At 75.2% G+C, this 20,432-nt stretch carries 23 protein-coding genes and 1 pseudogene; 8 read left to right on the top strand and 16 right to left on the bottom strand.

Annotation, left to right across the window (positions count from 1 at the left end; translation table 11 throughout):
- Window positions 1-314 precede the first annotated feature (314 nt).
- From AB0F68_RS09475 to AB0F68_RS09445, 7 genes are read left to right on the top strand one after another with little or no spacing between them, the layout of a single operon-like run.
- Complete coding sequence (locus tag AB0F68_RS09475) at window positions 315-1,493, top strand: hypothetical protein (protein ID WP_357334341.1); 1,179 nt, start codon at window positions 315-317, stop codon at window positions 1,491-1,493.
- Window positions 1,480-4,092 carry an ATP-binding protein gene (locus tag AB0F68_RS09470; RefSeq protein ID WP_357334339.1) on the top strand — a complete coding sequence of 871 codons (2,613 nt, stop codon included), beginning with the start codon at window positions 1,480-1,482 and terminating at the stop codon, window positions 4,090-4,092. The genes AB0F68_RS09475 and AB0F68_RS09470 overlap by 14 nt, the downstream gene beginning before the upstream one ends.
- Window positions 4,089-4,556: a roadblock/LC7 domain-containing protein gene (locus AB0F68_RS09465; RefSeq protein ID WP_357334336.1), complete on the top strand. Its 468-nt coding sequence runs from the start codon at window positions 4,089-4,091 to the stop codon at window positions 4,554-4,556. The genes AB0F68_RS09470 and AB0F68_RS09465 overlap by 4 nt, the downstream gene beginning before the upstream one ends.
- Window positions 4,553-4,996 (top strand): DUF742 domain-containing protein, encoded by a 444-nt coding sequence (locus AB0F68_RS09460; RefSeq protein WP_357334333.1) that lies wholly within the window; start codon window positions 4,553-4,555, stop codon window positions 4,994-4,996. Before AB0F68_RS09465 ends, AB0F68_RS09460 begins: the two co-directional genes overlap by 4 nt.
- Complete coding sequence (locus AB0F68_RS09455; protein ID WP_357334331.1) at window positions 4,974-5,738, top strand: ATP/GTP-binding protein; 765 nt, start codon at window positions 4,974-4,976, stop codon at window positions 5,736-5,738. The genes AB0F68_RS09460 and AB0F68_RS09455 overlap by 23 nt, the downstream gene beginning before the upstream one ends.
- A gap of 45 nt (window positions 5,739-5,783) precedes the next feature.
- Complete coding sequence (locus tag AB0F68_RS09450; RefSeq protein WP_357334329.1) at window positions 5,784-6,278, top strand: hypothetical protein; 495 nt, start codon at window positions 5,784-5,786, stop codon at window positions 6,276-6,278.
- Window positions 6,279-6,332: 54 nt separating this feature from the next.
- Entirely contained in the window at window positions 6,333-8,555 is a 2,223-nt protein-coding gene (locus AB0F68_RS09445) for an AAA family ATPase (protein ID WP_357334327.1), read from the top strand.
- A 12-nt stretch (window positions 8,556-8,567) separates the two neighbouring features.
- Here the strand turns inward: AB0F68_RS09445 and AB0F68_RS09440 are convergent, their stop codons facing one another.
- From AB0F68_RS09440 to AB0F68_RS09365, 16 genes and pseudogenes are all read right to left on the bottom strand, one after another.
- The gene (locus AB0F68_RS09440) at window positions 8,568-8,921 is read right to left on the bottom strand and encodes a gas vesicle protein K (protein WP_357334325.1); all 354 of its coding nucleotides are present in this window, start codon (window positions 8,919-8,921) and stop codon (window positions 8,568-8,570) included.
- On the bottom strand, window positions 8,918-9,139 hold the full coding sequence (locus AB0F68_RS09435; RefSeq protein WP_357334322.1) for a gas vesicle protein: 222 nt from the start codon (window positions 9,137-9,139) through the stop codon (window positions 8,918-8,920). Before AB0F68_RS09435 ends, AB0F68_RS09440 begins: the two co-directional genes overlap by 4 nt.
- Entirely contained in the window at window positions 9,130-9,930 is an 801-nt protein-coding gene (locus AB0F68_RS09430) for a GvpL/GvpF family gas vesicle protein (protein ID WP_357334320.1), read from the bottom strand. The genes AB0F68_RS09435 and AB0F68_RS09430 overlap by 10 nt, the downstream gene beginning before the upstream one ends.
- Entirely contained in the window at window positions 9,914-10,300 is a 387-nt protein-coding gene (gene gvpJ, locus AB0F68_RS09425) for a gas vesicle protein GvpJ (RefSeq protein WP_357334318.1), read from the bottom strand. Before gvpJ (AB0F68_RS09425) ends, AB0F68_RS09430 begins: the two co-directional genes overlap by 17 nt.
- Window position 10,301: 1 nt before the next feature.
- Window positions 10,302-10,649 (bottom strand): gas vesicle protein GvpO, encoded by a 348-nt coding sequence (gene gvpO, locus AB0F68_RS09420; protein WP_357334315.1) that lies wholly within the window; start codon window positions 10,647-10,649, stop codon window positions 10,302-10,304.
- Entirely contained in the window at window positions 10,646-10,990 is a 345-nt protein-coding gene (locus AB0F68_RS09415; protein ID WP_357334313.1) for a gas vesicle protein GvpG, read from the bottom strand. The genes gvpO and AB0F68_RS09415 overlap by 4 nt, the downstream gene beginning before the upstream one ends.
- A gap of 3 nt (window positions 10,991-10,993) precedes the next feature.
- Entirely contained in the window at window positions 10,994-11,749 is a 756-nt protein-coding gene (locus tag AB0F68_RS09410) for a GvpL/GvpF family gas vesicle protein (protein ID WP_357334311.1), read from the bottom strand.
- Between the two features lie 226 nt (window positions 11,750-11,975).
- A pseudogene (gvpJ, locus tag AB0F68_RS09405) lies at window positions 11,976-12,197 on the bottom strand (gas vesicle protein GvpJ); the annotation flags it as partial.
- On the bottom strand, window positions 12,194-13,414 hold the full coding sequence (locus AB0F68_RS09400; protein ID WP_357334308.1) for an SRPBCC family protein: 1,221 nt from the start codon (window positions 13,412-13,414) through the stop codon (window positions 12,194-12,196). The pseudogene gvpJ (AB0F68_RS09405) and the gene AB0F68_RS09400, both read right to left, overlap by 4 nt.
- A gap of 2 nt (window positions 13,415-13,416) precedes the next feature.
- Window positions 13,417-13,902 carry a hypothetical protein gene (locus AB0F68_RS09395; protein ID WP_357334306.1) on the bottom strand — a complete coding sequence of 162 codons (486 nt, stop codon included), beginning with the start codon at window positions 13,900-13,902 and terminating at the stop codon, window positions 13,417-13,419.
- Between the two features lie 293 nt (window positions 13,903-14,195).
- Entirely contained in the window at window positions 14,196-14,705 is a 510-nt protein-coding gene (locus AB0F68_RS09390) for a GNAT family N-acetyltransferase (RefSeq protein WP_357334304.1), read from the bottom strand.
- A gap of 151 nt (window positions 14,706-14,856) precedes the next feature.
- The gene (locus tag AB0F68_RS09385) at window positions 14,857-15,759 is read right to left on the bottom strand and encodes a hypothetical protein (RefSeq protein ID WP_357334302.1); all 903 of its coding nucleotides are present in this window, start codon (window positions 15,757-15,759) and stop codon (window positions 14,857-14,859) included.
- Between the two features lie 89 nt (window positions 15,760-15,848).
- On the bottom strand, window positions 15,849-16,265 hold the full coding sequence (locus AB0F68_RS09380) for a DUF3263 domain-containing protein (protein WP_357334300.1): 417 nt from the start codon (window positions 16,263-16,265) through the stop codon (window positions 15,849-15,851).
- A 104-nt stretch (window positions 16,266-16,369) separates the two neighbouring features.
- On the bottom strand, window positions 16,370-17,386 hold the full coding sequence (locus AB0F68_RS09375) for an ABC transporter permease subunit (protein WP_357334298.1): 1,017 nt from the start codon (window positions 17,384-17,386) through the stop codon (window positions 16,370-16,372).
- The gene (locus AB0F68_RS09370; RefSeq protein WP_357334296.1) at window positions 17,383-18,390 is read right to left on the bottom strand and encodes an ATP-binding cassette domain-containing protein; all 1,008 of its coding nucleotides are present in this window, start codon (window positions 18,388-18,390) and stop codon (window positions 17,383-17,385) included. The genes AB0F68_RS09375 and AB0F68_RS09370 overlap by 4 nt, the downstream gene beginning before the upstream one ends.
- A 121-nt stretch (window positions 18,391-18,511) precedes the next feature.
- Window positions 18,512-19,297 carry a DeoR/GlpR family DNA-binding transcription regulator gene (locus tag AB0F68_RS09365; RefSeq protein ID WP_357334294.1) on the bottom strand — a complete coding sequence of 262 codons (786 nt, stop codon included), beginning with the start codon at window positions 19,295-19,297 and terminating at the stop codon, window positions 18,512-18,514.
- 198 nt (window positions 19,298-19,495) lie between these two features.
- Here AB0F68_RS09365 and AB0F68_RS09360 point away from each other — a divergent pair, with 198 nt between their 5' ends.
- A complete protein-coding gene (locus tag AB0F68_RS09360; RefSeq protein WP_357334292.1) occupies window positions 19,496-20,425 on the top strand; it encodes a sugar isomerase in 930 nt (309 codons plus the stop codon).
- The last annotated feature ends 7 nt before the right edge of the window (window positions 20,426-20,432 follow it).

Here is a 20,432-nt window from a genome sequence, read left to right as displayed (position 1 = left end):
TTGCACCGTTCGTTGCCCGGGTCCGGTCGACCGCGCAAGGTCCAGAGCGGCGCAGCGAGATGAATTCGGATCCCGTGAATTCACATCTACGCTTGCAAATCGCCGCCGATGCCACCTTCTCTCCGGCCATATCGGACGCTCCGTAGATACCAGGTCACCCGGACGTGACGCGACTGGAAATGACGCGAAGCTGACTCGGCGAGCACGCTCCCACCCCCGCCCGCCTCGATTACTTTCCGGTCCGGTGCATGGGACTGCGTACGGCGACCTCCCGGCTCCGGACCGTCCCCCGCCGTCGCCGGAGGAGACAGACCATGACCGTCCCCGCGCCGCGGGTCCGTCGACGGCCCGCCGTGCCGGGCCGTGCCCTGCCCCTGCTGCTGGTGATGGCGCTGCTCGCTCCGCTGGGGCTGCTCTTCGCCCAGACCGACCGGCACGCCGGCGACGACCGGGACCTGGCGGCCCGGGAACGCCTCGGCGTCCGCTACCTGCGCGCGCTCGGGCCGGTCACCGACGCGCTGATCGACGCGCAGACCGCGGCGGTGGCCGGCCGGCCGGTCTCCCGGGCGACGCTCACCGCCGCCGTCGAGCAGGCGGCGCAGGTGGACAGCGCGGTCGGCGACCAGCTCCGCACCCGGGAACGCTGGGCCGGGGTGCGGGCCAGGCTGGAGGCGCTGCCGGAGCGCGGGCTCGCCGACCCGGAGGCGGCCTTCCAGGCGTACGGCGAGGTCAGCGACCTGCTGCTGGCCCTGCATCGGAAAGTCCGGGAGGCCTCCGGGCTGGTCCGCGATCCGCGGTCCGACTCGTTCTTCGTCCAGGACGCCATCGGCGCGGACCTGCCCGCGGCCCTGGTCGCCGCGGGCCGCCTCGCCGACCTGGCCACCCTCGCCCCGAAGCGGCCCGCCGCGACCCGCCCGAGGACCGTCGCCGAGCTGGCCGAGTTCCGGGTCGCCGCGCTCGGTCCGGCCACCGACCTGGTGGACGACCTGCGGACGGCCGTGGACAGTTCGGAGAGCACCGACCTCGGCCCCACCGTGCTCACCCCGCTGGACACCTACCAGCGCTCGGTCGAGGCGCTCGCCGCGTTCTCGGCACCGGCCGGGGCGGCCGGGCCCGACCCGGTCCAGCTCGGCGCGGCGCGGCGCGGCACGCAGTCGGCCGCGGCCAAGCTCCGGCAGGTCATCCTCGACCAGCTCGACGTGCTGCTGGCGGAGCGGCTGGACCGGCTCGACCGGGACCGCTGGCTGGACCGGGGCGCCATCGCGGTGGCCGTCGTGCTCCTCACCGTGCTGGCCCGGGTGCTGCTCGCCGCGCCGCGGCGGGCCCGGCGCGGCGCCGCCGGGACCGACGGCGAGCCCGCCGAGGCCGGCCCGCCGCCGGTGGCCCACCATCCGGGCCCGCCGGCGTCCAGCGGGGCGGGCGAACTCCAGCCGGTCGCCGCCGGACGGGTCGGCGAACCCGAGCGGTGGAGGCCGTTCGATGCTGCTCGGTAGGCTCCGGATCCGGGGCCGGCTCGCCCTGCTGGTGATCATCCCGCTGCTCAGCATGGTCGGGCTGGCCGTGCCGGTGGTCCTCGACCGGGTGTCGGCCGCCCAGCGGGCCGCCGACACCGCCGACACCGTCCGGGTGGCCAGCCGGATCGGCAGCCTGGTGCAGGATCTACAGCAGGAACGGCTGCTCTCGGTGGGATCGCTGCTCGGCCGGGTGACCCGTAGCGAGCTGATCCAGAAGTCCGCCACGGTCGACGACCGGGTCGCCGACCTGCGGGCCGAGTCGCTGCCGGCGCCGGTCCGGGCGGCCCTCGACGGCGTACGCGCGCTGGCCGACCTGCGTATCGCCGTGCTCGCCGGGAAGGCCACGCCGGACGAGATCATGACCGCGTTCCGCGCCGTCGACATGGCGCTGATCGAGGCGCTGCGGCTGCCGTTCCGGGTGGACGTCGGCACCTCGGCGGGGCGGCAGGTGCTGGCGCTGGACGCGCTGCTCCGCGCCGACGAGGGGCTGGGCGCCTGCGCCACGCTGATCGTGCTGGTCAAGGCGACGAGCGACCCGAAGGTGGCGGGCTCCTACATCGCCTGCATGGCCGCCCTCCAGGTGGACAACCAGCGCTTCCGAGCGCTGATCACGCCGGAGCAGTACCGGCTGGCCATGCTGGACGACGCGGCGGTGGCCGCCCGCACGAGCCCCACCTTCCTGGTCGACAGCGTGCAGGACCCGGTGGCGGCGATCGCGGCGGTGCCGCTGGACGCGCTCTTCCCCTCGGTCCGCTCGATGATCACCCTCGGCCAGTTCGTGGAGAAGAAGATCGTCGCGGACGTCATCGCCGAGACCCGGAGCGAGCAGGGCGACGCCCTCGCCGCCGCCTGGGTGGTGGGGTCGGCGGCCGCCCTGATCCTGCTGAGCGTGGTGCTGCTCAGCATGGCGGTGGCCCGGACCGTGGCCCGGCCGCTGACCCGGCTCACCCGCTCCGCCGACCGGGTCGCCCGGGTCGCCGAGGCCGAGCTGACCCGGGTGGTCGACGACGAGGCCGAGGCCGTCCCGCCGGTGCGCCTCGACCCGGTGGACGTCGGGGCCCGGGACGAGATCGGCGACCTGGCCCGGGCGTTCGAGCGGGTGCAGCGCACCGCCGCCCGGCTGGTCGAGCGGCAGGTGGCCGGCCGGCGCAACGTGGCGCAGATGTTCGGCCACGTCGGCCGGCGTACGCAGAACCTGGTCGGCCGGCAGATCGCACTGATCGACCGGCTGGAACGGCAGGAGACCGACCCGGGGCGGCTGGAGCACCTGTACCGCCTGGACCACATCTCCAGCCGGCTGCGCCGCAACGCCGGCAGCCTGGTGGTGCTCTCCGGCGCCACCGGCTCGGACGGATACGTCGCGCCGGTCCCGCTGGCCGACCTGGTCCGGCTCGCGCTCGGCGAGATCGAGGACTACACCCGGGTGGATGTGCGGGTCCCGCCCGGGGTCTCGGCGGCGCCCGCGACGGCCGGCGACCTGGTGCTCGCGCTGGCCGAACTGATGGAGAACGCGACCGCCTTCTCCCCGCCGCACACCCGGGTGGTGGTGGCCGGCGAGCAGACCGACGGCGGCGCCCGGCTCACCGTGGTGGACCGCGGCATCGGCATGACCGAGGAGCGCCTCGCCGCGGAGAACGCCCGGCTCACCCGCCGGGAGCGGCTCGACCTGGCCCCGACCGAGGTGCTCGGGCTCTTCGTGGTGGGCCGGCTGGCCCGCCGGCACGGCTGGACGGTCCGGCTGGCCCCGACCGCCGGAGGCGGGGTGACCGCCCACCTGCAGATCCCGGCCGCCCTGCTGGTGGTCCGCCGTCCGGAGCGCGCCGGCGCAACCGTGGCGCGGGCGGCCGTGCCGTCCCGCGAGCGGCGGGCGCTGCCCGAGCCCGCCCGGACCCCGGTCGACGACGAGCCGACCGGCTTCGACGCGGCGCTGCTGAGCCGGGCCACCCGCAGCATCGAGTCCGGGGCGTCCTGGAACGCCTTCGGCATCCCGAGCGCCGACTCCGGTCCCGGAACGCCCGCCGACCCCGCCGGCGGGCCGCCGCCCGCCTGGCCGCCCACCACCCCGGCACCGGCCACCCCCCGTCCCGCCAGCCCCGCCCCGCCGACACCGGTCGTCGGCCCGGCACCGGCCGCTCCCCCGGCCGCCGGGCCGACGACCGGCCTCCCACCGACCGTCCCGGTCCTCGCGCCGCCGCCGGCCGGGCTACCACCGCTGATCCGGCAGCGGGTGCCCGGCGCGAGCCTGCCGCCCGCGGGACCGGTGGCCGGGCCGGTGGCCGGCGCGCCCGCCGACCCGGCCGTGGTCCGGCTCCTGGTCGAGGCGTTCCAGGACGGCGTACGCCGGGCCGAGGACGACGCCGCCCCGGCCGTGCCCACGCCCGGCCGGCCCCCGCTCAGCCGGCGGGTGCCCGGGGCGAACCTGGCCGTCTCCCCGGTGCGGACGGCCCCGCCGCCCAGCCCCCACCCAGGGGACCCGGCCGAGGTCCGCGACCTCATCACCGAGTTCGAGGCGGGCGTCGCCCGTGCTCTGCGCGAAGTCAGTCCAGACCGCCGCTACGAAGAGGACCCATCACGGTGACCAGCCCGTTCCTGCACGACGACGCCGACCGGACCACCACCGCCGGCGGCCTCAGCCCCGAGGCGCGCACCTTCAACTGGCTGCTCGACTCGTTCACCTCCAGCACCGCCGGGGTGCTGGAGGCGATCGCGGTCTCCTCGGACGGGCTGCTGATGGCCATGTCCGCCATCAAGGACCGGTCCAACGCGGAGCGACTCGCCGCCGTCGTGTCCGGCATGACCAGCCTCGCCGGGGGCGCCGCGAGCTGGTACGCGCTCGGTGGGTTGAACCGGGTGATCGTCGACATGGCCGAGGGCTACCTGCTGATCAGCGCGATCAGCAGCGGCTCGGTGCTCGGCGTGGTCGCCGACCGCTCGGCCAACCTGGGCACCGTGGCGTACGAGATGACGCTCTTCGCCGGCCGGGCCGGCGGCGCGCTGACCCCGCGATTGATCGCCGAACTGAAGAACGCCGTCCAGCAATGACCCCGGAGGCCGCCGGCGAGGACCCGGCGCCGGAACCCGGCACCCGGATCCGCCCGTTCCTGCGCGCGCCCTCCCCCGGGCCGGACGCGGGCGACGGGGACCCGGCCGGCCCGCGTCCCTTCGTGCTGACCGCCGGCCGGGTGGACGGCGATCCGGCGATCGGCCTGGAGACCCAGGTGACCGTCCGGCCGGAGAGCGGCTCGTGGGCGGTGATCGCCCGGCTGGCCCCGGAGCTGGCGACGATCGTGGCGCTCTGCGGCGAACCGATCTCGGTCGCGGAGATCTCCGCCCGGACGCGGATGCACTTCGGCGTGACCCGGGTGCTGGTCGGCGACCTCCGCGCCGCCGGACACCTCGACGTGCACCTCGGCGCCGCCGACGACGCCCTCGACCCCGACCTCATCCTGCGAGTGATTGATGGACTTCGTGCGATCTCCTGAATGGCCGGCCGCCGCCGCGGGCGGGCCGGCCGCGAACAGCGCCGCCATCCGGTACGCCGCCCCGGCCGCCCCGTGCCCGCCGGCCGGGCGGGCGGCCGCGCCGGCCGCGCCACCGGTCCCGCCGCCGCCGTACCGGCCGCCCGAGGCGGCCGCCCCGACGGTCGTCCGGGTGCCCACGCCCGGTGCCCCGATCCCCGTGAAGATCCTCGTCGCCGGCGGCTTCGGGGTGGGCAAGACCACCACGGTGGGCGCGATCTCCGAGATCGCCCCGCTGACCACCGAGGCGGAGATGACCAGCGCCGGGATCGGCGTCGACGACCCGGGCCCGGTCTCCGAGAAGACCTGCACCACGGTGGCCATGGACTTCGGCTGCGTCACCATCGACCGCAGCCTCAAGCTCTACCTCTTCGGCACACCCGGCCAGGCCCGCTTCGGATTCATGTGGGACGACCTGGCCCGGGGCGCGCTCGGCGCGCTGGTGGTGGTGGACAGCGGCCGGCTCGACGACTGCTACCCGGCGATCGACTTCTTCGAGCGGGCCGGGCTGCCGTTCGCGGTGGGGGTGAACGCCTTCGACGGCCGGCTGGCCCTCGACCTGCCCTCGATCCGCTGGGCGCTGGCGATCGGCGAGCACGTGCCGCTGGTGCAGTTCGACGCCCGGGACCGGCTCTCCGTCCGGGACGCGCTGCTGGTCGTCCTCGACCGGGCGCTGGACCGGGCGACCCGGGAGAATGGGGCCTGAACCGTCCCGTCGGTTCGACCCGTGGTCACGGAAGGGGTGGACGTGATGAGAGGTGATCTGGACGAGACCCTGGCCCGGCTCGCGCGGCGCGAGGAGGCGCTGCGCCGCCGGGCGCCACTCCCCGGCGAGCAGGCCGAGGAGACCGGGCCGGGCGACGTGCCGGCGCCGCCGGGCGAGCCGGTGGACGGGCGGGCGGGGCACGGCGCGTACCGGCTGCGTGGCGGCGACCCGCCCGAGCCGCGCGACCCGGTCGAGGAGGTGGCCGAGGCGGTCCGCCGGGTGGTGGCCGAGCACCCCGGACTGGCCGTCACCCTGCGGGTGGAGCTGGGCGGGCGGGCGTACCCGTTGCGGGTCTCCTGGTCCGGCCCCGAGGTGACGGTCGGCGCGGCGCCCGCGCCGGCGCCGCCGCCGGCCTGGCCGATGTCGGTGAAGACGGTGCCGGCCCCCGGGCAGGACGGGGTGGCCACCGACCCGGCGGCCCGGCTGGCCGAGATGATCCGGCGCGATCCCTCCCTGCTGGAGGACACCGGCCCGCTCTGACGCGGCCGGCCGGGCCGGGGGCACGACGTGGTGCCGACGGCTACTGTCGGGCGGGTGGCGGAACCCGACCTGACCCTGACCGCGAGCCTGCGGCCGGCGGCGCTGGACGCCCGGCGCGGCGTCGTCCGCCTGCACCCCGAGGTGCTGACCGCGCTGGCGCTGCGCCCCGGCGACCCGGTGCGGCTGGCCGGCCGCCGGGTGACCGCCGGCATCGCCGCCCCGGCCGAGCCGACCGCGAGCAGCGCGCTGCTCTACGCCGACGACTTGCTGCTGGGCAACCTGGGCCTGCGCGACGGCGGGCAGGTCACGGTGAGCCCGCTGCCGGCCGCCCCGGCCCGCCGGGTCACCCTGGCCGGCCCGGTCGGCGTCGTCGCCGCGGTGTCTCCGGAGATGCTCCGGCTCGCGCTGCTCGGCAAGGTGGTCACCGCGGGGGACGACGTCTCGCTGCTGCCCCAGGACGTGCTCCCCGACGCCGCGCTCCGCGGCCTGGTCGAGGCCGCCCGGCGCAGCCTCGCCAGCACCGTCGGGTACGCCTGGACCAGCACCCTGCTCACCGTGGTGGCGGCCGAGCCGGCGACCGGCGCGCTGGTCACCATGGACACCGTGGTCGGCTGGGAGCACGGCGCGGCCACCCGCGGCTCGGGCCCGGCCGGCGAGGCGACCCCGGCCGCACCGGCCGGGGTCGCCTCGCCGGCCGACGGCCTGCTCGGCCCCGAGGACGCCCCGGACGTGGACGAGCTGCCCGGGCTGCGGGCCCAGGCCGAGGAGCTGACCGAACTTCTCGACCTGGGGTTCCACCACGCGGAGGTGCTGGGCCGGCTCGGCACCACGGTCTCGCTCGGCGTGCTCATCGGCGGCCCGGCCGGCTCCGGCAAGTCGGCGCTGGTCCGCGCGGTCGCCGCCCGGGTCCGCGCCCGGGTCCGCCCGCTCTGGGCGCCGGAGCTGGCCGCGCTGAGCAACGACGCGGCGGCCCGCCGGCTGCGCGAGGCCGCCTCGGCGGTCCTCGCCAACGGCCCGGCCGTGCTGCTGGTCACCGACGTGGAGGCGATCGCCCCGGCCGACGAGCCCGGCCCGCTGGCCACCGTGTTCCGGCAGGTGGTCGGCGAGACGGTCCGGGCCGGCGCGGCGGTGGTCTGCACCACCGGGCGCCCCGAGGCGGTGGACCCGGCGCTGCGCGCCCCGGACCTGCTCTCGCTGCGGATCACCGTGCCGCTGCCCGACCCGGCGCTGCGCCGGGAACAGCTGACCGTGCTCACCCGGCAGGTGCCGCTGGCCGACGACGTCCGGCTGGACGAGGTGGCCGCCCGTACGCCGGGGTTCGTGGCCGCCGACCTGGCCGCGCTGGTCCGGGAGGCCGGGGTGCGGGCGGCGCTGCGGCAGAAGGCGGCGGAGACGCCGACCGTGGCGATGGCCGACTTCACCGCCGCCCTGGAGGTGGTCCGGCCCACCACGATGGCCGCGTCCACCCTGGAACTGGCGTCGGTGACCCTGGACGACGTCGGCGGCCTGCACGAGGTCAAGCAGACGTTGACCGAGTCGGTGCTCTGGCCGCTGACCTACCCGGACACCTTCGCCCGGCTGGGCGTGACGCCGCCGCGCGGGGTGTTGCTCTACGGGCCGCCCGGCTGCGGCAAGACCTACCTGGTCACCGCCCTGGCCGGCTCGGGCCGGGCCAACGTGCTGTCGGTGAAGGGCGCGGAGCTGCTCTCCAAGTGGGTCGGGGAGAGCGAACGCGCGGTCCGCGAGCTGTTCCGCCGGGCCCGCGAGGCGGCACCCACCCTGGTCTTCCTCGACGAGGTGGACGCCCTCGCGCCGGTCCGCGGCCAGGCCACCGACGGCGGTACCACCGACCGGGTGGTCGCCGCGCTGCTCACCGAGCTGGACGGGGTGGAGGCGCTGCGCAACGTGGTGGTGGTCGGCGCGACCAACCGGCCGGAGCTGGTCGACCCGGCACTGCTCCGCCCCGGCCGGCTGGAACGCCTGGTGTACGTGCCGCCGCCGGACGGGCCGGCCCGCGGGGAGATCCTCCGGGCGGCCGCCCGGAACGTCCCGCTCGCGCCCGACGTGGACCTCACCGCGCTCGGCGCGGAGCTGGACGGGTTCTCCGCGGCCGACTGCGCCGCCCTGATCCGCGAGGCGGCCCTCGCCGCGATGCGTGAGTCGCTGGCGGCCAGCACGGTCACCGCGGCGCACGTCGAGGCGGCCCGCACCCGCGTCCGCCCGTCCCTCGACCCGGTCCAGCTCGCCCGGCTCGCGGCGTACGCGGCCACCCGTTGAGCCGGGGCCGACTCAGTCGGTGGGCAGCAGCGGGCCGAGCGGGCCGAGATCGAGGTTGAGGTCCTCTGGGGCCAGGCCGAAGTACTCACGGAGCTGGGTCATCTGCTCCTCCAGCGCCATCAGCGTGGCGCCGATCCGCTCGACCTGCTCGTCGGTCAGGTCGCCCAGGTCGACCCGGCGCAGCGCCTGTCGTTCCATCAGTTGCCGGAGCAGCTCGATCACGGTCAGCACCAGGCTTGCCAGCCCCCGCTCGACCGAGTCCTGGTCCACGGCGAGCCGGCGGTCCAGCGGCCGGACCCGGGGCGCCGTCCACCCCGGCTCGCCCAGCGCCGCGGCCAGCTCGGCCGCCTCGTCCCGCCCGGTCACGGGGCGGCCTCCGGCTCGGGCGGAGCGAGCGCGCCGACCGAGGCGATCAGCGCACGCAGGGAGATGCGGACCAGGTCGATGTCCGCGATGGCCAGGGTGATGTCCCCGCTGATCACCACGCCGGTGGCGAGCACCCGGTCGAGCAGGTCGACCAGGGCCACCGGTCGGTAGGTCAGCGGGTCGTCGGCGCTGCTGGGCGCAAGCGTGGTCACGCCCATGCCGGCTCCGCCTCCGGTTCCGCCACGAAGGAGTACGGCGGCCACGGGCCGGTCAGTTCCAGCCGCAGCTCGGGGTGGCCCTCCGCCAGCTCGCGGGCCAGCGCGGCGAAGCCGTCCCACCGGTCCGTGTCGACCAGGTAGGCCCCGTTGAGCACCATGGCGGTGGGCGCGCCGGACAGCCGCCGGTCCTGCGGGGCGTGCCGGCGGGCGGCGACCGCGTGCCCGGCCAGGGCGGCGTGCACGGCGGCGGCCCCGTCGGCGGCGACCCGCTGCCCCTCCTCCCGGGCGGTGAGCTGGGCCTTGCGCCGCCGCAGGTACGCCACGCCGGCCCCGACCTCACCGGCGGGCTCCTCGACCCGTGGGGCCGCGCCGGGCACCACGTACCCCTTGACGCCCCACTCCGCGCGGCCGGCGAGCCGGGCCAGCGTGCCGGCCAGCTCGTCGCGCCGCTCGACCAGCACCCGGGCCACCCGGTCGTCGTCGCGGTGGACGGTGGCGAGCCGGGCCGGCACCACCGCGCCGGACCGGGACAGCGCGTCCACCACGGCGTGGTGGGAGCGGGCCGCCCGCTCCAGCCAGGCCAGGTCCTCCAGGTTGCGGCGCAGCGCGGCCTCGCCGTACTCGCTGAGCGGCGCGTCGCTGACCACGGCGACCAGGCCGGCGGCGGCCACGGCCCGGACCGGCGTGCCGGCGATGCCGGGGAGCCCGGCCGGCGTGGCCGTCCCGGTCACCACCCCGTGCAGCCAGACCGCGGTTCCGGTTTCCGGGATGGGGTCAGAGGTCGTGGTCATGCCAGCCCTTCCTCGCGTCCCGCTCGGCCCGGGCGGCTCGGGCGGCCACCCGCGGCCGGCGGGACGCCTCGACCTCCTCAGGGTCGCGGGGACCGGGCTCGACCGGCGGGCGGGCCCGGGAGCTGAGCCACGGGTCGTGCTCCCACCAGTCGATGCCGATCTGCCGGGCGGTGTCCACCGAGGCGATGACCAGCCGCAGCTTCAACGTCAGCAGCTCGATGTCGAGCAGGCTGACCCGGATGTCACCGGCGATCACGATGCCCCGGTCCAGCACCCGCTCCAGGATGTCGCCGAGGTTCGCCGGCTCGTGGCCGGCCGGCAGCACCTGACCGGAGTTCTGCACGACCGACGGCGCCCGCCCAATGGTCATCTCAGTCTCCCTTGCCGCGCTGGTAGCGGCGCGTCCGCCGGTAGCCGAGCAGGCTGCCGGTCATGTCCAGCTCGACCTCGTAGAGGCCGAGCAGGTCGGTCGACGCCGGAATGCGGTGGTCCTCGACCACCTCCACGCCGACCAGCCAGCCGTCGTCGGTGGGCTGGATCGAGGTGGTCCCGAGCGGATCCCGGCCGGTCAGGGCGACGATCTGGCGCAGCCCCTCCCGGGCCGCCTCGGCCGCGCTGATGGCCTCCTCGTCGCTCTCGTCGATGTACCGCTCCTCGGCCCGACCGCCCCGGTCGCGCCACCGCTCCCGGTCGCCGTCGCCCCGGATCCGTGCTGTCATCGTCGTCCCCCTCGTCCGCGACGCGGCTCGTCCCGGCGGTCGGTGGTCCCCCGCCGGGCGGACGCCGGCCGCCGGGGCGCGCCGTTGCGCCGCGCCGGGGCACGTCCGGCGTCGGCGGCCGGCGTGGTGAGCCGGTCCAGCACCTGCTGCTGCCCGCGGTCCCGCTCCTCCGGCGTGATGTCGCCGGCCGCCGCCGCCTCGTCCAGCTCCTCCAGCTCGCGCCGGATGTTGACCGGGTTGTGCTGCTGGGACTCGGCCTCCCGCGCGACCACCTTGACCAGCGCGGTGAGCCCGCGAACCGGCGCGTACGGCAGGGTCAGCAGCGTCCACAGGATGTCCACCGCTCACTCCACCAGCTGGTGCGCGCTGACGAAGTCGTACGGGGCCAGCGGGCCGATGAGCCGCATCCGGATCAGGTCCCGCCGCCGCTCGGCGAAGTCCTCCACCGCCCGGACGAAGTCGTCCTCGTCGTCGCCCGCGATCAGGAAGGAGACGCGCAGCGCGTCCAGCTCGTGGCTGGGCGGGAGCGCCTCGTTCGCCACCGCGTACCCGCCGACCGCGTCGATCAGGTCGCGGTTCTCCGCCTCCCGGCGCAGCTCGACCGCCTGGCTGATCATCTCGCCGAGCCGGATCCGCTGCTCGCGGCTCTCCACCTCCGGCCGGCCGCGCACCTCGTCGGCGAGAGCCGCGGCGGAGGCGTTCTCCGCCAGGAAGCCGGCGATGAACTCCTGCTCCTCGAAGCGCCCGTGCACGGTGTACTGGAGCCGGTCCTCGAACTCGTCGAGGGCGGCGGCGAACCGGTCGTGGTGCGCGGCGAGCAGGTCCTCGACCGCGTCCTCGCCGGTCACCACCGTGCCGAACCGCACCGGCAGCACCGGCGCGACCACCGCGGTCCCGTCCAGCAGCCGCTCGTACGCGGTCAGGTCGGCCGGCCGGCCCAGCGGCTCCTCCAGCCCGACCTGGCTGACCAGCGCGGCCAGCTCGCCGTGCCGGACGGCGGTCACCTCGCCGGGCGGGGAGCCGACCCCCTCCGCCTCGGGGGTCGGCTCCACGTCGGACGGCACGATGCCGTAGATGAACAGTCCGTTCTCCTGGGCCATGTCAGCGCTCCTCGTCCCGCCGCCGGCGCGGCCGCTCCCGCTCCCGCTCCCGCTCCCGCTCCGGCTCGGAGCCGCGGTCCCGGAGCGAATCCGCCACCGCGCCGCTGATCTCCTGAGCCGCCTTGCCGAGCCCGGAGACCGCCTTGCCCTTGGTGGCCGCGCCGGCCGCGTCACCCACGAGGTCCGGCAGGCCCTTCTGGTCCTTCGGCACGATGCTCAGCCGGTCGACCGCCTCGGCGAACCGCAGGTACGTCTCGACGCTGGCGATCACCACCCGGGCGTTGATCTCCAGAAGCTGGATGCCGACCACGGCGACGGACACCTGGGCGTCGATCACCACGCCCTTGTCCAGCACGGTCTCCACGACGTCGGCGAGGGTGCCCCCGCCGCCGCCGCTGGTGCGCTCCAGTGCGCTGCCCGGTTGACCTGTCGTGGTGGCGACGGTCATTCCTCACGCTCCTCCCGCCGGCGGCGCACCACCGGCCGTCGTGGTGTCTCGGGAGCCCGGCGGACCGGGCGCGGGCGCTCGGGGCGCGCCTCCCGCTCCTCGCGGGGCTGGGGGCGGCGGGCCCGCTCGGGCTCGCGGCGGCGCGGGCGCGCCTCCTCCTCGGGCTCCTCGGCGTACTCGTCGTCGTCGAAGTCGTCGCCCTCGTCGTAGTCCGCGTACTCCTCCTCGTCGGGGGTGGGACGGCGGCGCGGCGGCGGCGGCCGGCGGCGACCGCGTCCGGCGGGCCGGCGCTCCTCCTCCGGCTCCTCCTCGGGTTCCTCCTCCGGCTCCTCCTCGGGCTCCTCGGGGCGGCCCCGCCGCTGTGCGCGGGACTCCTCCTCGTGGGCCTCCTGCTCCTCGCGGAGCGCGGCCTCGTGGTCCTTGACCACCTGGGAGTCCTCGATCTCGCCGCGCCAGCCCTCGACCGAGTCGGGATCGAGCACGGTCTGGGTCATCACGTGCCGGACGAAGTGCTTCAGCTCCAGCCGGACGCGGCGGCCCTGGGCGCGCCACAGGTTGCCGGTGTGCTCGAAGAGGCCCTGCGGGTGGTACTCCAGCACGACCAGGATCTTCGTCAGCTCGGGGCCGACCTCGTGGAAGCTGACCGTGCCGTCGACGGAGCCCTTCTCGCCCTTGGACCGCCAGTGGATGAGCCGGTCCGGGATCTGCCGGACGATGGTCGACTCCCAGGTCCGGTGCGACCAGAAGACCTGCGCCTTCCAGGTCATCTTCTCGTCCGAGTCGCAGTCCGCCTGCTCGACCTTCTTCATGAAGCTCGGGAAGTCGCCGAACTGGGTCCACTGGTTGTACGCGACCCGGACCGGCACGCCGACCTCGATCGTCTCGACGATGTTGGTGACCTTGAGCTTCTTGCCGCCGCCCTTGCCACCCTTGCCACCGCCGAACGCCGACATCAACTTCTCCTTACCGCCGGCCAGGCCGGCTTGGAACATGGCCTTGACCGGGGAGTGGCCCTCGGCGAGCTTCTGCGCGCCGGTGGCGGCGGCGACCAGGCCGGGTCCGCCGCCCTGCTTGGCGTACTCGCTGAGCCGCCCGGTGGCGCCGGTGATCCGCTCGGTGACCACGTGCATCGCCCGCTCACCGATGGCCGAGGCGAGGTTGCGCAGCTCGCCGCCGAGCTGGTCCCGGGCCTTGTCCGTGAGGTTGCTGGTCGGCATGGTCACCGCCCCCGCTGCCGTCGCGCGGCGACCGGGCGGTCGCCCCGGTCCTGCTCGTCCCGCGCCGCGGGCTGCTCGTCGAGCTCCTGCTCCTCGTCGGGGGCGGAGCGCTCGTCGCCGGCGGGCTCCTCGTCCGGGCGGTCACCGCCGGACTGGTCACCGCCGGACCGGCCGCCGCCGGACTTCCGGCGCAGCGCGTCGGCGCTGCCGCGCAGCTTGCCGCTGAGCGCGTCGATGCCGCTGCCCGCGGCGGCGGACGCCGCGGCCTTGCCTGCGGTGGCCAGCGGGGCGCCCAGCTTGCCGAGGTTGCCGAGGTGGGGGTGCACGTTCATCAGGTTCGCGCCGAGTTGCTTCAGGCCGCCCGGTCGCTGGCTGGCCCGCCCGGCCGCCACCGCCGCAGCCAGGGTGAGGGCGGTACGCATCTTCTTCCGGCGCCCGAGGAGGTAGCCGAAGCCCACCGCCAGCGCCACCCGTGCTCCGCTCTTCATCAGTTCTCCTTCGCTCCCCGGTGGAAGCGGACACCTCTTGCGTGGAGCAGGCCCGGGAATGCAGCTACCGGGGATCAGCGGGAATAGGGCCTGCGACCGGCGTCCCGTATCAGCGGACCCGGCGGGCAGTACCCGTCCCCCCACCCGCAAAACATTCCGATGTAATTGCGGAGACGCCTGTCACCAGCGAATTGGATAGGCGGTTCGTCGGGGGCAGAGAGCACGCAAAACGGTCAGAAGAGCCCAGCCGGGCAGGGCAATCCCAAAAAAAAGCCCGGAGGCAAGCAAAGAACTCAATGCGTCGGCAGGGCGGAATCCAGACACATTTCCGCGCGCAGCTTTCCATTCTTCTCGCGCAATTCCGCGCCGCATTTACGAAGAACCGAGACAGCGCCGTGGTTGTCCGGTGTCGTCTCAGCCACGACCATGTGCATGCCGGCCGCCGCGGCGGCGTGGAGCAGCTCGCGCAGGGCCGCCGCGCCGAGCCCCTGGCCCCGCGCCGAGCGGCCGAGCCACATCCCGGTCTCCACCGTCCCCGGCTCGTCGCAGCGGGTCATCCGGACCATGCCGACCACCTCGCCGCCGGCCACGATCGCGTACATCCGGGTGCGGGTCGGGCCGTCCAGCCCGCCGAAGCTCGCCCGGTGGAACTCACGGAAGGCCTCCCGGCGGGCCAGCGACCAACCGGCCGGGGCCTCCACCGGGGGCATGACGTCCTCCGGCTCCGCCTCGGCAGCCGCTACGGAGAGCAACGGCTCCAGGTTCCGCTCGTCCACCGGCTCCAGTCGTACCGCACCCGTCACGAGCCGCAGTCTGCCGGTCGTACCGGCCCAAGTCCACCCCTTTGGGCTCGGACTGCCGGTCCGGCGGAGGGGGTCGACCGGTCGTACCCCCGGGGAGTTCCGCCTCACGCTCCGTTGTCAGCCGACCGGTCCGTTCTGGCGGTGAGGGTGCTCACTCCGCCGGACCGAACTCGCAGAGCACCACCGAGGCGTCATCCGTGCGCTTGCGCCGACGCAACCGGTCCGGGTGGTCCCGCTCGGCCGCCCGGACCCGGTCGATCAGCCCCGCCGGGCCCTCGGCCGCCGTCACGTCGAGCAGGCCGGTCCAGTCGAGGAGGCCGAACTGGTCGACCGCGCAGGAGGCGCCGTCGCTGAGCAGCGCGGCCCGCCGCAGCGCCCCCGCACCGCGCAGCGGCAGCGTCCCGGTCACCGCGTGATACGCCGCGTCCGGGTCGGTGGCGGCCGCCCAGTAGCCGTGGGTCCGGTTCATCCGGGTCCGCTGCACCGTCACCGCCCGGCTGAACCGGGTCGCCGGGTCGACGTCACCGTCCGGCAGCGCGGCGGCGGTCCGGCGCAGGTCCGCGAGCGCCGTGTCCAGCCGGTCGTCGGAGACCACGTCGACCCGGTCCCCCGTGTCGAGCACCAGCGGGCTGTCGCAGAGCACCAGGTAGTCGACCTGATCGCCGCCCTCGCGCAGGAGGCAGACCGTGGAGGACGGGGTGCCCGGGTGGTCCAGGTCGCACTCGCCACCGTGGTCCGCCCGCACCGCCAGGATCGCCGCCGCCAGGCTGCTCATCAGCGTCGCCGCCGGGCGGGCCGCGACGGCCAGGCCGATCCGGGCGGCCAGGTGCCGGACGTACCAGGCCGGCCCGTGCACGCAGCCGGTGTCGAAGCCCTCCGGCACGGTCGCCCCGTCGAGGACGCCGACCAGCGGGCCGAACCGGAAGACCACGTCCTCGTTCTCCAGCCGCCCGGGGGCCGGATCGGAGGCGGAACGGACCCGCATCATCGGCGCCGTCCCCACCGGCCGGGCCGGCCGGCTGCCGATCGGGTACCGGCGATCTGGTGCCCCCATCCGTCTGCTCCCCTCCGTCGCCGTCCGCCGCCTACCCGGAGCGCCGGAGCCCATGCCGGGGCGGGCGGACTCGCGGGAGGCGCGGCCGGTCAGCGGCGCCGGTTCCGGGCCCGGGACGAGCGCAGCCGGCGCAGCCGGCCGACCAGCACCGGCTCGGCGGCGAGCGCGGCGGGCTGGTCGAGCAGCGCGTTGAGCAGTTGGTAGTAGCGGGTCGCGGAAAGCCCGAAGGTGTCCCGGATGGCCTGTTCCTTGGCGCCCGCGTGCTTCCACCACTGCTGCTCGAAGGTGAGGATCCGCCGCTCCCGCTCGGTCAGCCCGTCGGTCTCCTCGGCGGGTTCCGCCGGCGGAGCGGCCACCGCCGCGTCGTCGTCCGGGGGCGCGGCCTCGACCGCGGGGGCGGAGCGGGGCGGCGGGACCGTGACGCCGGCCTCCCGGCGAGCGACCTCGGCGGTCCCGGACGACTCGGGCCGGTCGATGGCGGCCCGCTCCGTGGCGTCGGCGGGCATGGCGCTCCTCCGGAGGACGGGGACCGGCGTGACGGCGCCGGCCGGGGGGACCCCAGCCTAACCAGGGTCCGCCCGGCCCGCATCGGACGCGAGGTGCGCGCCGGTCAGGCGATGTCCCGCCGACGCATCGACCAGAACGCGCCGATCAGCACCGCGGCGGCGCCCACCCCGAGCACCAGCGCGGACTGCTGCCAGGTGACCACCAGCTTGGCCGGTTCGCACGCGCCCTTGGCGAACTGGCAGGTGTCGTAGTCGAAGAGCTCCACCTGCTTCATGAACCACGACTGGGCGTAGGTGGAGAGGACGTACCGGTCGCCGAACGGGACGGAGAGCACGTTCACCGCGATCCGGATGCCGATCTCGCTGATCGCGAAGACCGCCACGGCCGCGCCGAGCGCCATCGCCGTGTGCCGCCCGAGCGAGGCGAGCGCGAAGGCCACCGCGCCGACGAGCAGGATGAGCCCGACCGCCCGCAACCCGTCCAGGCCGATGGAACGCCACACCCCGGCGGTCACCTCGGCGGTGGTCCCCCGGTAGCGGCCGATGAGCCAGAAGGCGAGGGTCCAGAAGGCGCCGAGCAGCACGCTCACCCCGAGCACGGTGGTGAGCAGCGCGGCCAGCTTGGTGCCCAGCACGGCGAGCCGTTTGGGCCGCCAGAGCAGCAGGTTCATCATCCCGCCGGTGCTCCACTCGGCGCCCACGTAGGAGGCGCCGACGATGAACGCGAAGAGCGCCACCGCCCCGGCGAAGACCGCGATGAACATGGGGAACTCGGCCCGGAAGTCGAACTGGTAGGGCAGGTTCCACTTCGGGTCGAACATGTCCGGCTGCGGCTGCCAGTCCCGGCCGCAGTTCGGGCCGTACCGGTCCTCGGTGTTCTGGTCGCCGCGAGCCTTGGCGGCTTCGCAGTCCGCGACGCTCCTCTTCCAGTCCTCCAGCGCCCGATGGTATTGGGCGTCGGACTCGACCTGCGCGGCCGCGACCGTCTCCTTGGAGAGCTGGTGGCTGGAGAAGCTGAACGCGGTGGCCACCGTGGCCAGCCCGAGCAGCAGCAGGACCAGCAGCAGCCGGGTGACCCGGCGCTTGGTGAGGCGGCGCAGTTCGGTGACGTACAGGCTCATGCGCCCCAACCTCCTCCGGTGGCGCCGCTGCCCGGCTCACCGACCTTCATGGACTGGTCGACCTGCCGGTGCTGGCCGGGAACCGGCGCGGTGGCGGTCAGTTCGAGGAAGACGCTCTCCAGGTCGACCGCGACCGGGGTCAGCTCGCTGACGTAGAGGCCCTGCTCGGCGAGGACCCGGCTGACCGCCGCCGGCTTGTCGACGCCCGAGAGCATCAGGTGGTCGGGCTCGGTGGCGACCCGGACCCCGGCCCGGGTCAGCGCCTCGGCGGCCTGCGGCAGGTCGGTGACCGCCTCCAGCCGGACCCGCACGGCGCCCTGCGAGTGCGCGGCGAGCACCTCGTCGACCGGGCCGTACGCGACCCGCCGGCCCAGCGAGATGATGGTGACCGAGTCGCAGATGAGCTGGATCTCGCCGAGGATGTGGCTGGAGAGCACGACGGTCATTCCGGCGGCGGCCAGGTCCCGCGTCAGGGTGCGCATCTCCCGGATGCCGCCCGGGTCGAGACCGTTGGCCGGCTCGTCCAGGATCAGCAGCTTCGGGTTCTTCAGCAGCGCGGAGGCGACCGCGAGCCGTTGCTTCATGCCGAGCGAGTAGGTCTTCACCCGCTCCCCGGCTCGGTCGCGCAGCCCGACCAGCTCCAGCACCTCGTCGACCCGCTGCCGCGGCAGCTCACCGGTCTGGGCCAGCAGCCCGAGGGTGTCCCGGGCGGAGAAGTGCGGGAAGAACTGCGGGCTCTCCACGATGGCCCCGACCTGCCCGGCGACCGCGGGAAGCGCCTGCGGCAGCTCCTGGCCGAGGATGGCCATCCGGCCGCCGTTGGGCCGGATGAGCCCGAGCAGCGTCCGCAGCGTGGTGGTCTTGCCCGAGCCGTTCGGGCCGAGGAAGCCGTGCACCTGGCCGGCCTCGACCCGCATGTCGAAGCCGTCGAGCGCGTGGCGGACCCCGCGTTTCCGGCTCCGGTACGTCTTGCGGAGACCCTCGATCTCCAGGACAGCCGACAAGCTGACCTCCCCCGATAAGTAGGTGACAGCTCGACACCATACGCGGTATGCAGCCGGAGACAATACCCGGTATGCATCGGGGTTTTCCCGGATTCGGAGTCAGGCGCGCCGGCGAGCCGGGTCAGGCGCAGACGACGTGCACGCCGGCGTCGCGGAACGCCTGCACCACGGCGGGGGACGCCCCGGAATCGGTCACCAGCGTCTCCACCCGGTCCACCGGGCAGATCCGGGCGAAGGCGTGTCCGCCCAGCTTGGACGAGTCGGCGATGACCACCACCCGCTTGGCCCGGGCCACCATGAGGCTGTTCATGGCCGCCTCGCCCTCGTGGTGGGCGGCGGCGCCGAGCTGCGGGTCGATGGCGTCCACGCCGAGCAGCGCCACGTCCAGCGTCACCTCGCGCAGCAGCGCCCCGCCCAGCGGGCCGACCAGCTCGAACGACTTGGGCCGGACCACGCCGCCGGCCACCACCACCTTCATCCGCGAGCGCACCAGCAGCTCGTTGGCGATGTTCAGGGCGTTGGTGACCACGGTGAGCTGGGCGCCCTCGGCGCTGGTGTTCAGATCGGGGCGGACGGCGAGCGCCCGGGCCACCTCGGTGCTGGTGGTGCCGCCGTTCAGGCCGACCACGGTGCCCGGGGAGACCAGCGCGGCGGCGGCAGCGCCGATCCGCTGCTTCTCGGCCGAGTGCTTGGCCGTCTTGTAGCGCAGCGGCAGGTCGTAGGAGACGCCGTTGGCGACCGCGCCGCCCCGGGTCCGCGTGATCATCTGCTGCTGGGCGAGCTGGTCGAAGTCACGCCGGATGGTGGCCTGGGAGACGTCCAGGCGCTCGGCCGCATCCTCGACGCTGACCCGGCCGCTGTCCGTCAGCATCTCGAGGAGCGCGTTCCATCGGGCGTAGCGGTCCACCGCGGGGCCTCCACTGACTCTGCACGAACGGTGATTGATTGCGTGCACAGTAGTGCGCGAAACTACCGAGGCGCAAAACCCTGTCCTGCGCGATCTGGGAGCCGGTTGCCACGGCCGCCCCGAATCGCGCAGAATGGCGCGCGAAAGGCGGCCATATCGCGCCGTATTGCGCAAGGTCTCCCCTGGCGAGGAGTTGTCATGGCGTACGTGCACGCGGAGATCGCGAGCCAGCCCGACTGCTGGCGGGAGGCGGCGCGGCTCGCCCCGACCGTCGCCGACCGCCTGCCGAGCCCCGGCGAGCGGGTCGCCGTCGTCGGCTGCGGCACGTCGTGGTTCATGGCCGCCGCGTACGCCGGGCTGCGCGAGCGCGCCGGCCAGGGCGAGACCGACGCCTTCCAGGCCAGCGAGTTCCCCACCGGCCGCCGCTACGACCGGCTCATCGCGATCACCCGCTCCGGCACCACCACCGAGGTGCTGGACCTGCTCACCGCACTGCGCGGGCAGATCCCCACGACGGTCCTGGTCGGCGACCCGGCCTCGCCGGCCGTCGAGCTGGCCGACGCGGCGGTGAACCTGCCCTTCGCCGACGAGCGCTCGGTGGTGCAGACCCGCTTCGCCACCACCGCGCTCGCGCTGCTCCGCGCCCACCTCGGCGAGGACCTGGGCCGGCTGGCCGCCGACGCCGAGGTGGCCGTCCGGGCCCCGCTGCCGATCGACCCCGCCACCATCGAGCAGGTCACCTTCCTCGGCCGCGGCTGGACCGTCGGGCTGGCCCAGGAGGCCGCGCTGAAGTGCCGCGAGGCGGCCACCTTCTGGGCCGAGGCGTACCCGGCCATGGACTACCGGCACGGCCCCATCTCGATCGCCGCCCCGGGGCGGCTGGTCTGGGCGTTCGGCGGGATCCCGGAGGGGCTGCCGGAGGACGTGGCCGCCACCGGCGCCGCCTTCGTGCACAGCCGCACGCACGGCTGCCACACCGTCCTGACCAGCTGGGCCGCCGGCCGCAACCCGGTCGACCCGATGGCCGACCTGATCCTCGCCCAGCGCTTCGCCGTTGCGCTGGCCACCAGCCGGGGTCTCGACCCCGACGCGCCCCGGCACCTGACCCGGTCCGTGGTGCTGGCGTGATCGCGAG

The sequence above is a fragment of the Micromonospora sp. NPDC023966 genome, assembly GCF_040639095.1.
Taxonomy (GTDB): Bacteria; Actinomycetota; Actinomycetes; order Mycobacteriales; family Micromonosporaceae; genus Micromonospora.
The sequence above is the reverse complement of the archived record's forward strand: the minus strand, read 5'-3'. Positions and strand labels throughout refer to the sequence as shown.